Source organism: bacterium, from assembly GCA_028821235.1.
In the GTDB taxonomy this organism is placed as follows: Bacteria; Actinomycetota; Acidimicrobiia; order Spongiisociales; family Spongiisociaceae; genus Spongiisocius.
The window spans coordinates 39,633-54,170 of the sequence record JAPPGV010000063.1 but is presented as its reverse complement, the minus strand read 5'-3'; the positions used below and the strand labels follow the sequence as shown (position 1 = coordinate 54,170).

The following is a 14,538-nucleotide window of genomic DNA, read 5'->3' as shown; positions in this document are numbered from 1 at the left end:
CCCCAGCAGGTGAGGGTGCCGTCGGCCTCTATCACGCAGGTGTGGTAGGAGCCGCTGGCCAGCAGGGTGGTCCTTTGCCCGACCGCGTCCGAGACCGAGGACGGACCCGGCACCGTCGCCTGGGCGCTGTTGTGCAACCTCTGACCGTCGGCGGTGCACACCGCGCCGGGCTGGTCACAGGCCGCTCCGGCGGGCAGCGCGACGGTGACGTCGCCGGCCCCGTCGGGCTGCACAGTGATCGCCCAGATCTGTGTCGAGCCGTCCGTCACCGCGGACACACCGGTCACCGTCCCGCCGACCGTCTCCAGCGCGTGGTCCTTCAGTGCGGCCGCGGTGACGGGCAGCTGCCGGTCGAAGTACAGCCTCAACGTGAACGGCTCCGTGCCGTCGTGGCGGTCGGGCATTTGCCTGAAGTATGCGACCGGCGGCGCGGTCGCCCGCTCGCCCAGCGTTGCGGAGCCGGCGGTGATGCTGGCGTCCACCTCCTCGCCGACCGCCCAGAGGTCGGCGTCGGTCGCCCACCAGTAGCGGCCCGATCCGGCGGTGTCGGGGACCAGGCTCTCGCCGGCTGCGAACTCGGCATCGCCGAGGGTGAGCGTGAAGTCCGTGTCGGTGGCGCGGTCCATAGCCAGGAAGAGGCCTCCCGCCATCTGCACGATCAACATCACCCGCATCGAGGTGCCGCCCAGCGTGAGCCCTCGCTCCGACAGGTCGCCCACCCCCGCCCATCGCGAGTAGCCCGATCCCGGCGGCTGCGAGGCGTCGACCCCCACCGTGAGCGTCGCCGACCACACCACGGACGCCGCGTCCGCGTAGGCCGGTCCGCTGTTCTCGGGGGGCTGGCCGGACAGATCCGTCAACTTCAGGTCGGTCACCTTGATGGGCTCCGGCGCCGTCTCGGCCGCAGTACCGGTGACCACCGGGCTCCACTCGCCGTTGGGACCGCTGAAACGGGCCCGCACCTGGACCTTGTAGGACTCGCCAGGCCAGAGCCCTGAGATCGTCAACTCGTTGTCGACGGGGAACGCGTTCCAGTCGGTGTTCTTGTACGACTTGAAGTTCGTCCCGACACGGGCCCACTTCACCCGGTAGTCGACTGCGCCGTTCGGGTGGGGATCCCAGCTGACGTGGAGCTCTCCGGGCGCGTCGCCCGCCTGCACGCTCAACCCGGTCACGGCCGCAGGCCGAGCCGCCTGAGCCACCTCCGCAGGCGCGAGCGAATCCGCTGGACGGGTAGCCGCCGTCGTCGGCGCCAGCGCCGCGACGATGATTCCTGCGGCCACGCCCAGGACCGCCAACCACCGGCTCCGCTTCGGCCGCGCCGGACCTCGATGCGATGCAGGGCTAGGCCGATCAGGCAATCTCAAGACTCCTCAATGCGGGCAGGGCTCCGTCTACTGCTGACCTACATTGTAGTTGAGACAACTATATCTCACCAGCTTGGCCGGCCTTCCTGAGCTAGCAGCCTCCGTTGGCCCAGGGGTTGCGGCCCGCGGTGGGGATCCCCTTGGTCTTGGCCTCGTTGGTGGCGGCGGAGTTGCTGCAGTACCCGCCGAAGAGTTTGCTGAAGTAGTTCAGGGGGACGACCCGGAAGCTGGCGTTGGTCGAGTCGGTTGCCTGGAACCTTCGGAGGTGCTTCCACACCAGGGCCGCGTTGCCGTCGTAGTCGGCCGAGTAGACGTCGCCGGCGTCTCCGCCGTAGGTGTCGGTGAACCAGTCGGGGATGCTGCCGCTCAACACGCTGCGGATGAACGCCTCGTCATCGGCGTTCGGCTCGTCATGGTCAATGCGAGCGCACGAGCGCCAGTACAGCAAGTACTGGCTCAGGAATCCGGACAGTTCGAACAGGGAGGGCAGGTCGCCGTTCCGGGCGGCCTCGTCGGCGTCCTTCATCACCACGGCGGTGATCAGGTCGGCCATCAGCTCGTGGGCGTAGCAGTCGGCGTCGAACGGGGAGTTCGGGTACTCCTCGTTGATGTACAGGTAGAGCATGCCGATCGGTGCGACGTCGTCGATGTAGGCCGCTATGTCGGTCGTCTGGGTGTACACGTGGGCCAGCTCGTGCACGACCGTAGAAACGTGCGTGGCGGTGGCTCGTCTCGGTGCCTGGTTGAGGGTTACGCCACCGAACGTCGCGACGGGCAGGTTGCGGTTGGCTGGGGTCGGCGAGTTGTGCACGGTGATGCTGACGCGCCCCGCGAAGCTCCCTCCCCCGCCTTCCAGCTCGATGTTCACGCCCGGCCGTGAGTCCAGGAAGTCCCACGCGGTGCCCAGCCACTGCCAATCGGCCGCGAGCGGTTCGATGATGTTCTCCTCCGCCCAGACGTTGTACTCGGCTTCGTTGGTGAGCTGGGTGTAGGCGATGCTGCGGGCGGGGCCGTCGCCGCCGAGGTTGTAAGGGATGATCCGGATATCCCACACCGTGCCGTCGCCGTCGTTGTCCCTTCCGCTGTCGACGTCGACCTCCATCTCCCTGGCGGTGCCCGAGGGCTGGTTCACGGTCATCTGCCGGTTGACGGGATCCCAGTCCTCGCCCTCGCGCTTCCACTGGATCTTGTATCCAGTCGGCGCGTTCGCGCCCCCCACGACGCCCCAGCGGACTCTGGGCTTGCCCTCGTTCATCCGGGCCCAGTCGCTTATCCACGTTGCCGGCGGTGCCGGACGGGCCGACACGGTGACGGTGTCGGACCAGACGGTCGCGCTGGCCGACGTGTCGTTGGTGCCCACCTGCACGTCGTAGGAGGCGTTGGCGGTCAGCGAGGAGATAGTGTGCGGCGAGGTGACATCGGCTACCTCGGTCCAGGTCTGGGTGCCGTTCAACCGGTACTGGATGTCGTAGCTGTCGATCTCGCTGCTGGGTGCGGCGGGCGGCGACCACGCCACCTCCAGGCTGCCGCTACCGCCCGTCACCACCACGTCGCGCGGCTTGAAGCTCTTGTTCGGCGTCGCGGTGACGGTGCCGTAGGCGGTGCCGGCGCCGGCCCCGTTCGACGCGCCCACCCGCACCTCGTACGCCGTGCCGTTGGTGAGACCGGTGATCGCCGCCGACGTCCCGGTGACGGTCACGCCGGTGTCGGAGAAGGCGTCGGTGCTGCCGCTCTGCTTGAACTCGACGGTGTAGGTCAGGGTGGCCGAGCCGTACCCGCCGGTGTTCTGGGGCGCGCTCCAGGTGATGTCCAGCGACTCGTGGCCCGGGCGGGCGGCCACGTGTCTTGGGGCGCCTGGCAGCGTTCCCACCGGAGTTCCTGTGGAAGTGGCTGCGGTGCTGCTGCCCAGCGCGTTCTTGGCGAAGACCCGCACGTCGTAGGACGTGCCGTTGAACAGGCGGCTGATCGTTGTCTCCGTGTTGGTGCTGTTGCCGGCCGACTCGCCGAAGACACGCCACTCTTCGCTGCCGGTGCGGTACTCGACCACGTAACTCAGCGAGTCGTACCCGCCGTCGGTCGGGGCGTCCCACGTGAGCTTGAGTTGCTTGTTCTTAGCCTCGACCATCAGGTTGCCCGGCGTCCCCGGCAGTGTCCCCTCCGGTGTGGCGGAGACCCTCGTGTAGGGACCGTGGCCGGCATCGTTGCTGGCCCTGACCCGCACGTCGTACTCCTGGCCGTTGTCGAGGCCGGTGATCTCGGCGGTGGTCCCGGTGATGGTCACCCCGGCGCTGGACCAGGATCCGCTGTGGTACCGCTTGCGGTGCTGGACCCGGTAGGTCAGCGTCGAGTACCCGCCGTTGTCGGCGGGCGCGTCCCACGACACGTCGAGTTTGGTGTCGCCCGCGGTCACGGCAAGGTTGCGGACCGCGCTGGGCTCGGTGCCGGACGGCGTGCCCTCCTTCGGGGTGGTGTAGCCGCTGGCTCCGGCCGGGTTCTCCGCCAGGACCTGCACGTCGTAGGCCACCCCGTTGTCGAGGCCGGTGATCGTCGTCGAGGTGCCGGTCACGTTCTGGGGGCCGTCTGTCCAGGGATCGGCGGCGTCGGCGTCGGCACGGCGGTACTGCACGTCGTAGGTCAGGAACGAGTCGGCGTACCCGCCGGTGTTCGACGGAACCGCCCACGAGACCAGCAGCTCACCACCCTGGCCCGCCTGCACCGAGAGGCTGCCGGGCGCGCCGGGCGCGGTCCCCACCGGCGTGCCGCTGTCCGAGGCGAAGCCGCTGGTATCGGCCGGGTTGGTGGCCGCGACCTGCACGTCATACTGGATCCCGTTGTCCAGACCGGTGATCGTGGCCATTGTCCCCGAGATGCTGACCCCGGCAGCGAGCCAACTCCCGGCTGTGTCCGACTCCCGGTATTCGACCACATACGACAGGAACGAGACGTCATAGCCACCGGTGCCTGTCGGCGCGTCCCACGAGACCTCGAGCTGGTTTGCCTGGTTTGCGGGCGCGCTGACGGACACGTTGGTCGGCGGGTCCGGGGCACGCCCTTCCGGGGTGCCGGTGGCCGTTGCGTAGGGGCTGGGGAGGTTCGTCGGGTTGTTGGTCGCAACCCGCACCTGGTACTGGTAGCCGTTGTCCAGCGACGGGATTGTCACCGTTGTGCCTGTCTCGGCGGAAGCGAACGTAGTGAAGGACCCGGTGCTGCCCTTGCGGTACTCGACGACATATGACAGGAACGAGACGTCATAGCCGCCGGTGTCTGTCGGCGCGTCCCACGACACCGTGAGCAGACCGTCGCCTTCTGTGACCCCGCTGATCGTCGGAGCCCCAGGCCGGTCTCCCACCGGCGTGCCCTCCACCGGAGGATCGGTGAAACCGCTGGTGCCGGCCGGGCTCGCCGTCTCCACCTGCACCTGGTAATCCACCCCGTTGTCCAGCCCGGTGATCGTCGCCGTCCGCCCCGACACGGTCACCCCATCATCGGACCATGTTCCGCTGCTTCCTTCCCGGATCTCGACGGTGTACGTCAAGAACGAAGCGGCGTAGCCGCCGGTGCCGGTCGGAGCGCTCCACGACACCGACAGCCGGTTCTTGCCGGCCGTGACCGACACCCCGGTCGGCTTGCCGGGAGCGTCACCCTCGGGCGTCGCCGACTTCGCGGCGCTGTAGGGGCTGAGGAGGTTCGCCGGGTTCCTGGTGGCGACTTGCACCTGGTATTCGAAGCCGTTGTCCAAACCGGTGATCGTCGTCGACGTGCCCGTCGCTGCCGAGGCGAACGTGGTCCACCCTCCTGTGGTACCCCGGCGGTACTGGACCGAATAGGTCAGCTGCGAGACGTCGTAGCCGCCGGTCGCCGACGGCGCGGTCCACGACACCTCCAACTCACCGGATTGGCCGGCGGTCACCGACACGCTGGTCGGCACGCCGGACACGTTGCCCACCGGCGTGCCCTCCACCGGGTTGGTGTAGCCGCTGGGACCGATCGGGTTGTTCGCCTGGACCTGCACGTCGTAGGCCACGCCGTTGCTCAGGCTGGCGATGGTGGCGGAGGTGCCTGTCACTCCCTGGGGGCCGTTCAGCCAGGGATCGGCGGTGTCGGCGTCGGCTCGCCGGTACTGCACGTCATAGGTCAGGAACGAGTCGGCGTACCCGCCGGTGGACGGCTTGTTCCAGACGACCCCCAACTCGCCGTTGCCCGCTGTCACCCGGACGCTGCCGGGCTTGCCGGGTGCGGTGCCCTCCGGGGTGCGCGAACGCGGGGAGCTGTAGTCGCCGGCGCCGGCCGGGTTGGAGGCCGCGACCTGGACGTCGTAGGAGACTCCGTTCTCCAAGCCGGTGATGGTCGACGACCGCGACGACAGCGACGCCGCGAAGACCGTCCAATCGCCGGTGCTTGCCGTCTTGCGGTACTCGACCGAGTAGCGCAGGAACGAGTCGGCGTACCCGCCGGTGTTCGACGGAGCGCTCCACTCCACCGTCAGCCGCCCGTTGCCGGCCGTCACCGTGTCGATCGTCGGCGCGCCGGGGGCGGTCCCCTTCGGGGTGGCCGTTCTCGTGACGTAGCTGCTGGAGCCGGCCGGGGTCTTGGCCGCTACCTGCACCTGGTACTCGACGCCGTTGTCGAGGCCGGTGATGGTCACCGACGTCTGCGTGCCGTCGAAAGTGAACGGGGTGAAGCTCCCGCTGCGGCCTCTGCGGTACTGCACCGAATAGGTCACGAACGAGATGTCGTACCCGCCGAGGTTGTCCGGCGCCTGCCACGACAGCGAGAGTTCGCCGTTGCCGGCGGGCTCCGTCACGTACTGGGGCAGGCTCGGCCGGCTCCCGACAGGCGTTCCCGTACCCTCGGTATAGGTGCTGGTCAGGTTCTCGTACTTGGACGCAACCCGCACGTCGTAGGCGACGCCGTTGTCCAGGTTGGTGATCGTCACCGACCTGCCCGTCTCATCGGACGCGAACGTCGTCCAGCCGCCGCCCGACTCCCGGTACCCGATCTCGTAGGTCACCGAGGCAAAGTCACGCAGGTCAGAGGATGCCGGCCACGACACCGCCAACTGTTCGCTGCCGGGTCGGATCGAAAGGCTGGACGGTCGCTCCGGAGGGTCGGTGGCCGTCGGCTCACCCTCGACCACGGCGGACCATGGTCCGGTCCCGCCACCGTTGCGGGCGGCCACCTGGATCTGGTAGATCACGCCGTTCACCAGGTTCGTGATCTCGGCCCGGTGGCCGAGGCCCGTGTCGGACAGTGTCTGGTCCACGTTCAAGGTGGACCAGCCGTCCGTCGCCCCGGCCCGCCGCTGCACCACGTACGAGAGGTTCGAGTCGCCGCCGTCGCTGTGGGGCGCATCCCAGCCGACCTCGAGAGTGGTGTGGCCCTCCACGGCCACCACCAAGTTCCGGGGCACGCCCGGGGCTTCTACCGTCCGTTGCTGGCTGGTGATCTGGGTGCCGCCGCCACCACCACCGGAGCCGCCGCCACCGCCACCGGAGCCACCGCCGCCTCCTCCGCCGCCCAACCCTCCGCCGACGGCCGGGGCGGCTTCTTCTACGTGGCCGGGGTCTTCTTCGGGGGATTCCAGGGCGCGGGCGAGGAACAACGCCATTTGGGCGCGTGTCACGCTGTCGCCGGGGCAGTAGTTGGCGCCGTCGCCGCAACCCGCTGTGATGCCGGATGCGGCCAGCTTGGCGACATCGGCTGCGTACCAGGCGTCCGGCCTCACATCGCCGAAACCGGGGTCGGGTCCCGCTGCGAGATCGAACGCGCGCGACAGGAACACGGCCATCTGGGCGCGGGTCACAGTGCCGTCGGGGCAGTAGTTGGTGTCGTCGTAGCCTCTGGTGACTTCGAGTTCGGCGAAGCGCTCGATGAACGCACCAAAAGGATGCGTCCCGTCCACATCGGCGAAGCGCGTCGAGATGACGCCGGGGGGGTCCTGCCCGTCCAGAACGCGCACCGTCCACACCGCCATGGTCGCCCGATCCAGCGAATCCGCGGGGCAGAATCCCTCGGCGCACTCGGTGCCCGCGAACACCCCATCGGCGGCCAGCGCGGTCACTGCCTCCGCGTAGAAGGCGCCGGGAGCAACGTCCCCGTACGGCGTGCCCTGCTGGGCCACGGCCACCGGATCCGCGGGCACCAGCACCGAAGCCAGCATGACGACAGCCGCCAATCCCCGGACCACCGGACGCCGAACGCGACTCCCCAGCAGATCCATCAGTTGGTGTCTCCCAGAGGGCTCCTGTCGAACACAACGGGCGAGATGGTAACAAATTGTAGTTGCAACTACAGTTTTATCCCTTGACTGCCCGCAGTGACCGGGTCATCGGGTCAGAAGAGACGCAACTCCGCTACGCAGCCTCTAGGTGCCTCCGTCTCCGAAGCAGTGAGGCCCGGCCGCAATCGTCGTTCAACCGCGTCCCAGCGCCGCCGATTGAGAATGGTCCGGTCCGACCTCCACCGGGAGTTCACGGTGGGTCCTTCAGGAGGATGAACAAGCGGATCCCCCAGATCAGGAAGCTGGACCTAGGCGAAGGTGGGGTGGGGACTGCTTGGTCTACGCGGCCCCGGAGGACTCGGCGGGGATAGCGGCGCTCATAAGAGTCCAGAGCAGCGATTCCCACTCGACTGTGGTGGGTACGTGGCGGTCGTCGAGGCCTGCTGACAGCAGCAGGTGGGCGCCAATACCGATTGACTGGCACAGCAGAGTGACGGCGGCGGTGCTGATTTCGGGGTCAAACAGCCCGTCGTCCTTGGCCTGCTCTACGTATCGGCTCAGCTGTTCGGCCTCTTTGTTGAGGTATGCGACAAGGGAGGTGCGGATCGCTTCGTTGTTACGGGCACTACCGAACACTTGGACCACAACTTCCTTGTTCGGATCGAAGTGCAGGAGATTCGTCCCCAGCATCGCCAACATGGTGGCCGGTGACCCCTCGGCATCGCCGAGGTGCTCGAGTTCCTCATCGGGGAGGATCTGTTCGAACATGTACTCGAGGGCGGCGACGATCACGTCGGTCTTGTTGGGCCACCGCGCGTAGACGGCGCCTGACGTTACGCCCACCCGGCGGGCAATGTCGCTGACGCGGGCCGCCTCATAGCCGCGTGCGATGAACTCCTCAGATGCGGCTTGCAACAGCAGCTTGGTTAACCGATCTGCCTTGCTTTTTCGACTCTGCACGCGGGGCCGGCCAGGTGCCTGGTCTCCCGTCGTGGACATGGCTGCATGTTACCGAGGTCGAACTCGTATACCAAGGAGGCCGGATTAGTTACGATAGATAGTAGTGTCAACTTATTATTTGAGTATTGCTTTCAGGCAGAGGTCGTGCCGGGTCTTGCGTCCCAGGGTCATAGGGCAATGGCTGAATGTAGGGGCATCTGGCAGCTGTCTAGTTATAGACCGGAAGGCCGGCAACGTAGCGGTTGGGTTGGTGGTCAGAGGTCGTCAAGAGTCAATCCGCCGTCCTAACAACGTGTCCAACAAGCGCCTGGAAGCTTCTCCTTTGTGGCGCGTGGCGCGTACGGTCGGGAGCGTTGGTTCAGTCGCCTGCCGTAGTGAGGCTCTGGGAGGCTTGGCGTGCTCGGTAGGCTTCTCTGGCCTCGCGGCTGGCGTGGTGGCCCGAGCGTTCGTGCAGGCTGGCCGCCTGATCTGCCGAGACTGCGGGATGCAGGTGGACGACAACGCTGTCCATGTTGGGCACCGCATGGAGCACGGCGTGTTCGACCTCTTCGGCGATTCCGTGGCCATGGAGCACCGTCCGCGCCGAGTCGATCTGGATGGCGACTTCCCCCGACATCCGATGGCCCGACCACCTGGCGCGCACCGTGTCTACTGCCACCACACCGGGCGTTTCTTTGACTATGGCGGTAAGGCGGTCAATCAGCCCCTCATCGACGCCGTCCATCAGCCGCCTCACCACGGTACGCATCGACGCTACGAGGATTCCGAGAATCATGATCGAGATCAGGAATCCCACGATCGGGTCAGCCTGGGGATAGCCGAGCCAGACTCCGACCATGCCGACCGCAACCGCGATCGATGTCAGTCCATCCGCCCGTGCGTGCTGGCCCTCAGCAATCAGCGCCGCAGACCCAATCCTTCGACCACCGCGGATCCGATAGACGGCCACGATCTCGTTCCCGAGGAACCCGACGATCCCTGCCGCGAACACCCACCACAGATTGGTCACCACCCGGGGGTTGACCAACGCGTCTACGGACTCCCAGACGATGATCACCACGCTTACCAGGATGATCAGCCCGATGAACAGCCCGACCAGGTCCTCGGCTCGCCGGTAACCGTACGGATATCGCTTGGTGGCCCGCCAGCGGCCCATGCGAAACGCCACGATCAACGGGATGGTCGTCGCCGCGTGGCCAAGGTTGTGGATGGTGTCGGCCAGCAACGCGATCGAACCCGACAGAGCGACGATCACCAGCTGGGCCACCGCGGTCGCCATCATGCCGGCCAGCCCAATCCATGCGGTCCGTATCCCCACTTCGCTCGACTCGTAGGAGGACTCGATCACCTCACTGTGATCGTGAGAGTGAGGCACCACAAGGTGCTTCAACTTGGCCAGTACTCCGTGACCGTGGTCGTGGTCGTCGTGGCCATGGTCATGGTGGTCGTGGTCGTGGTCGTGGTCGTGGTCGTGGTCGCCTAGAGATGGCGCGTGATCGTGACCATGGTCATGACCCTGCTCACCGTGATCGTGATCGTGATCGTGATCGTGCGATGAGCGTTCAGTTGGCTCGTGCACCAGGAATCCTTACGTTGCCCTTTTCGCAATTGAAACTGCTATCGGTCTATCTTGCAAATGTTGGCAATGATGGAGCCCGGGCACGATCCGGGGGCCTAACGCGCCAAGAAGGACCGCTAGGTAGTCCTTCACCTCGGCGTGGGCCCGCAGGGGTCGCAGAAACCCGTGACTGTGGGCCGATGCTGGTGGATGAGATCGGTCAGCCACCCGGTATGGAACGAGCTGACGGCAAGCGGCTCCTCTCGGAGCAGACCCCTGACACGCGAATAGCCGGGGAAGGCGTCAAGGCGTTCCGTCTTACCTCAGCCAGTCCTTGAGGCGGTAGTAGGCACCGGCGAACGGTAGGTACCAGGTCGGTCCGAAGTGACCGGGGATGGCACGGAAGGGTACGTCGGCCCAGGGGTTCTGCGCAGGTTTCCCGAGAATCGTGTTGGCCATCTGATGGCCCATATAGGTGGCCATCTGCACGCCATGACCCGCGTAGGCGACCGAGTAGAGCAGGCCGTCGCGCTCACCTGCATGCGGCATCCGATCCAGCGCGAACCCGACCAGCCCACCCCAGGCGTAGTCGACTCTCACGCCGGCCAGTTGCGGATAGACCTTCGCCATGCCCCTCTCCAGGATCTCGGCGCTCTTCTGATCCGAGTCGGGGCTGGAGAGAGCGAAGCGTGCCCGACCGCCGAAGAGCAGGCGGTTGTCGGGGGTGATACGGAAGTAATAGAGGAGGCTGAGGCTGGTGGAGGCCATGCGCCGGTTCGGGAGTAGTTCCGCGCAAACGGACTCGCCGAGCGGTTCGGTGACGATGATGAAGCTGCCAACCGGCGCTACCCGCCGCCCCAGCCACGGTACGAGCCTCCCCGTGTAGGCGTTGGTTGCGACCAGCACCTTGCCGGCTGTGATCCGGCCCCTAGGGGTGTCGACGGCGAATCCGGATGCCCCGGTCCTCCGGATCCCGGTCGCCTCGTTCTGTTCGTGAACCTCGGCCCCGGCCCGTTCGGCCGCCCCGGCCAGCCCGTTGGCCAATCGCCCGACGTGGAGTCCGGCGCCAAGCGGATCGACGATCCCGCCGTGGTACAGATCCGAGCCGATCTCTTCGCGCATGCCCTCCTTGGGAACCAGAACGGTCTTCTGCCCCACGACCTCGCGCAACGCCTCCTGGGTCTGCTTGAAGCCTTCGAAGTGGCTGGGTTTGGCTGCGAGGGTCATCCTCCCGGACCTTTGCCAGGAACAGTCGATGCTCTCCGACTCGATCACCGACTCCACGTAGTCGATTGCGTGGTTGTACGCCACGTACATCCGGCGAGCCGCGTCCTCGCCGTAGCGCTTCACCGCCAGGCCGAACGAGATGGTCATGCCGGTCGTGCACATCCCGCCGTTCCGGCCGGAGGCGCCGGATCCGACCACCCCCTTCTCGACTACCGCCACATGGGCGCCGCCCTGAGCCAGGTTGAGCGCCGCGGTGAGGCCGGTGAAGCCTCCTCCCACGACCGCGACATCGACCCGCCGGCTCGGCTCCGTTGTGTCCCGGACCGCGGGCCGCGGCGCGGTGTCCATCCAGTACGGAACGTTGGCGGCTGTCGAGGCGATCCTGCTCGCCCGCCTCCGGGCTTGGTTCAAAGCCCCAATACCGTCAGGACCCCGCTCAGGTCGCCCACCTCGTGGTAGGTCCAGTTCTCACGCCCTGACGATACGTTGCGCGTGAAGTCCGGATCGATGGACGGGTCGCGATTCACCCACACCTTGTTGTCGATGTGGAGCTCTTCGGCTGGTTGCATGTCGTAGCGGATGCTCGACGAGACATGCATGACATCGCCGGGACCGCAGTCGAGGGCATCGAACATGTACTCGAATGCCGCATGCCGGGGCTTGTAGGCGTGAGCCGCGGTCGACGTGAGGAGTCTGTGGAACGGGGCTCCGAGCTTCTCTACGTTCTGTGCCAGCTGGGCCGGATCCGCGTTGGACAGGATGACCAGCGGGTACGCCTCCGCCAGCTTGGCCAGAGTGGCCGGGACCTCGGGGTAGGGACCCCACGTGGGGACGGCGGCCACCAACGCATCGGCGTACGACGGGCGGTATTCGAGCCCGTGCTTGGCCATGGCTCGCGCCAGACTATCCCGGATCACGTTCGGGTAGGGCTTCCATGGCCCCAATGTCTCGTCCACCCTGATGGACGAGAAGTCCTTGATGAACCGGGACTCGTTCTCCGGAGTGAGGAGGTCCGCCAGGAGGATCCTGGTCGTTTTGGTGATCTCGAAGTTGATCAGAGTCCCGTAGCAGTCGAAGGTGATATAGCGGGGTTCTGGGTGACGATCAGCCATAAGGGCTCGGTACCTGCCTTCCTTCTGTCGAGCGCGGCGAGGGTCGACACTTGTGGTCACCCGGCCACTGAGATATCGGTTGCCACAACGTAGTGGACGGGGGGTGGCCCCGCAACCTGGTGACATGGTTGCCGCAGTGCGTCGGCCCGGGGGGTCTCGCACCACCCTCGTAGACTGCTCGAGGTAGACCCTCTCTCCTGGTCGGACACGTGACCTTCCTTGCCAAAACTCCAGGCTGTCGATGAACCGGCATGATCGGTCCATTCTCCGTCTGGCGGTGCCTGCCCTCGGCGCGATGCTGGCCGATCCGCTGGTCAGCCTGGTTGATACCGCTTTCGTCGGACGTCTCGGAGCAACATCGCTCGCCGCACTGGGAATCGCCATTGCCATCCTCTCCGTGGGTTTCTGGGTCTTCATCTTCTTCGCCTACGGGATCACTCCTCTCGTCTCACGTGCGATAGGGGAAGGAGACAGTCCAAGGGCTGCTCGCATCATCGGGAGCGGGCTTCTCGCTGCTGCGGGTCTCGGAGTTGTCGTCTCGGTACTCCTGATCCTGTGTGCGGGACTGCTGACCGACCTTATGGGAGCCCGTGGGGAGGTTCACGCGCAAGCGACTGCGTACCTTCGGATACGCTCCCTGGCGATCCCGGCTGTGCTGGTCATCCTGCTCGGGCACGGCGCCTTTCGGGGGCATCAAGACACCCGAACGCCGCTGCTCGTCACGATTGCGTTCAACTCCGCGAACGTCATCCTCGACCCGATCCTCATCTTCTGGGTCGGCTGGGGCTTGGAAGGCGCCGCTATCGCAACTGTGGTCGCTCAAGGCATGGGCGCCATATGGTTCGTGCGATTGATGCGCAACCGGCTCGGCGCAGAGTTCCGCGGTATTCGATGGGACGAGAGCGTCGGCTTGCTGCGGGCCGGGCGGGACGTGGTTATCCGTTCCGCCTCGATCGTCATCGCCTACACGGCAGCCGCCCGGGTCGCGGCTGCGCTTGGAGATGCCCAGGTCGCGGCACACCTGGTGGCTGTTCAGATCGTGCTTTTGCTTGGGCAGGTGGCGGATTCATTCGCTGTCGCGGGACAAGCTCTCATTGCGGGCTTCAGCGGTGCCCGGCGCGGGAAGGAGGTGCGAGCCGTGTCGATGAGGCTTCTGTTCTGGGGCTTCCTATTGGGTGGGCTGCTCGTCGTACTGCTCGCCCTTGGCCGGCTCGTGGTTCCGGCCTGGTTCTCGAACGATCGGGGCGTAGTAGCCGCCTTGGAGGGAATGTGGCCGGTTCTGGTCGTGATGCTGCCACTGACCATGCCGATCCAGGTCTGGGAGGGTGTGGTGATGGGCGCAACCGACTTCGGGTTTCTGGCCCGGGCCCTCCTGACATCGATGATCTCGTCGCTCGTCGTGCTGGTCCTCGTCGTTCCCCTGGACTGGGATCTCTCCGGCGTTTGGTGGGCGCTTGTGGTTTTCTACGTTGTCCGAGCGCTACATCTGATCTGGTGGAGCTCAAGGCCCGACTCGCTGTATCGCGGACTGACCCGGCTGCGTGCTGGTTGAGTCACCTACTCTTACTTCAGCCACTGCTCAGGAAGATTGTCGACCATTGCAATCATCGGCTCCGCTGGTCTAGTCCGGGCTGGCGGCAGGCTGCCGAACGCAAGGGAGGAGATGGGCCATGACACCACGAAGAGACCTCTTTGTCTACGTCGCCAAGCCAGGGACGCGGGACGAGACGATCGGGTACCTGACCGGGTGGCTCGAGTCGCTTGTCGGGCATCCCGGTTTCCTCGGCGGTTCGGTGCTGGTCGAGGAGGCAGAGGAGCTGCTCCCCGATACCATGGTCGTGATCATGGACTTCGAGTCCGGCGATGCGGCCCGCGCCCTCTGGCCGAAGATCGAGAACACGATCAACCCCCTCTACCCGGACGACAAGTCGGACCGTTCCCCCGACCAGGGACCGGCCTTCTTCGATGACACGGCGGAGCGTGTGGCGGCCGGAGAGCCTTCCGGGCTCCGATTCACCCGAGGAGACGGGCGTGTTGCTCGCATGCTCCACATCCACGCTGAAGTGGCGGGTGAAGTCTCCGCCTGAGTGACTC

At 66.3% G+C, this 14,538-nt stretch carries 8 protein-coding genes; 2 read left to right on the top strand and 6 right to left on the bottom strand.

Going from position 1 to position 14,538, the window contains the following annotated elements; all coding sequences use genetic code 11:
* The 6 genes from OXK16_06925 to OXK16_06900 all read right to left on the bottom strand — a co-directional run.
* The coding region (locus tag OXK16_06925) for a fibronectin type III domain-containing protein (protein ID MDE0375678.1) at positions 1–1,298 on the bottom strand (1,298 nt) is incomplete at its 3' end.
* A gap of 160 nt (positions 1,299–1,458) precedes the next feature.
* Positions 1,459–7,587 (bottom strand): fibronectin type III domain-containing protein, encoded by a 6,129-nt coding sequence (locus tag OXK16_06920; protein ID MDE0375677.1) that lies wholly within the window; start codon positions 7,585–7,587, stop codon positions 1,459–1,461.
* 339 nt (positions 7,588–7,926) lie between these two features.
* Positions 7,927–8,586: a TetR/AcrR family transcriptional regulator gene (locus OXK16_06915; GenBank protein MDE0375676.1), complete on the bottom strand. Its 660-nt coding sequence runs from the start codon at positions 8,584–8,586 to the stop codon at positions 7,927–7,929.
* 319 nt (positions 8,587–8,905) lie between these two features.
* On the bottom strand, positions 8,906–10,126 hold the full coding sequence (locus OXK16_06910; GenBank protein MDE0375675.1) for a cation diffusion facilitator family transporter: 1,221 nt from the start codon (positions 10,124–10,126) through the stop codon (positions 8,906–8,908).
* Positions 10,127–10,423: 297 nt separating this feature from the next.
* Positions 10,424–11,743, bottom strand: coding sequence for an FAD-binding oxidoreductase (locus OXK16_06905; GenBank protein ID MDE0375674.1), 1,320 nt, complete (start codon positions 11,741–11,743; stop codon positions 10,424–10,426).
* Complete coding sequence (locus OXK16_06900) at positions 11,740–12,444, bottom strand: haloacid dehalogenase type II (protein MDE0375673.1); 705 nt, start codon at positions 12,442–12,444, stop codon at positions 11,740–11,742. Before OXK16_06900 ends, OXK16_06905 begins: the two co-directional genes overlap by 4 nt.
* Before the next feature lie 241 nt (positions 12,445–12,685).
* Here OXK16_06900 and OXK16_06895 point away from each other — a divergent pair, with 241 nt between their 5' ends.
* On the top strand, positions 12,686–13,996 hold the full coding sequence (locus OXK16_06895) for an MATE family efflux transporter (GenBank protein MDE0375672.1): 1,311 nt from the start codon (positions 12,686–12,688) through the stop codon (positions 13,994–13,996).
* Between the two features lie 118 nt (positions 13,997–14,114).
* On the top strand, positions 14,115–14,531 hold the full coding sequence (locus tag OXK16_06890; protein ID MDE0375671.1) for a hypothetical protein: 417 nt from the start codon (positions 14,115–14,117) through the stop codon (positions 14,529–14,531).
* The last annotated feature ends 7 nt before the right edge of the window (positions 14,532–14,538 follow it).

What these genes read in the sequence shown, in the direction of transcription:
- OXK16_06895 (MDE0375672.1), top strand. Translation starts at nt 12,686, where the DNA reads ATGAACCGGCATGATCGGTCCATTCTCCGTCTGGCGGTGCCTGCCCTC.
- OXK16_06900 (MDE0375673.1), bottom strand. Translation starts at nt 12,444, where the DNA reads ATGGCTGATCGTCACCCAGAACCCCGCTATATCACCTTCGACTGCTAC.
- OXK16_06920 (MDE0375677.1), bottom strand. Translation starts at nt 7,587, where the DNA reads ATGGATCTGCTGGGGAGTCGCGTTCGGCGTCCGGTGGTCCGGGGATTG.
- OXK16_06915 (MDE0375676.1), bottom strand. Translation starts at nt 8,586, where the DNA reads ATGTCCACGACGGGAGACCAGGCACCTGGCCGGCCCCGCGTGCAGAGT.
- OXK16_06890 (MDE0375671.1), top strand. Translation starts at nt 14,115, where the DNA reads ATGACACCACGAAGAGACCTCTTTGTCTACGTCGCCAAGCCAGGGACG.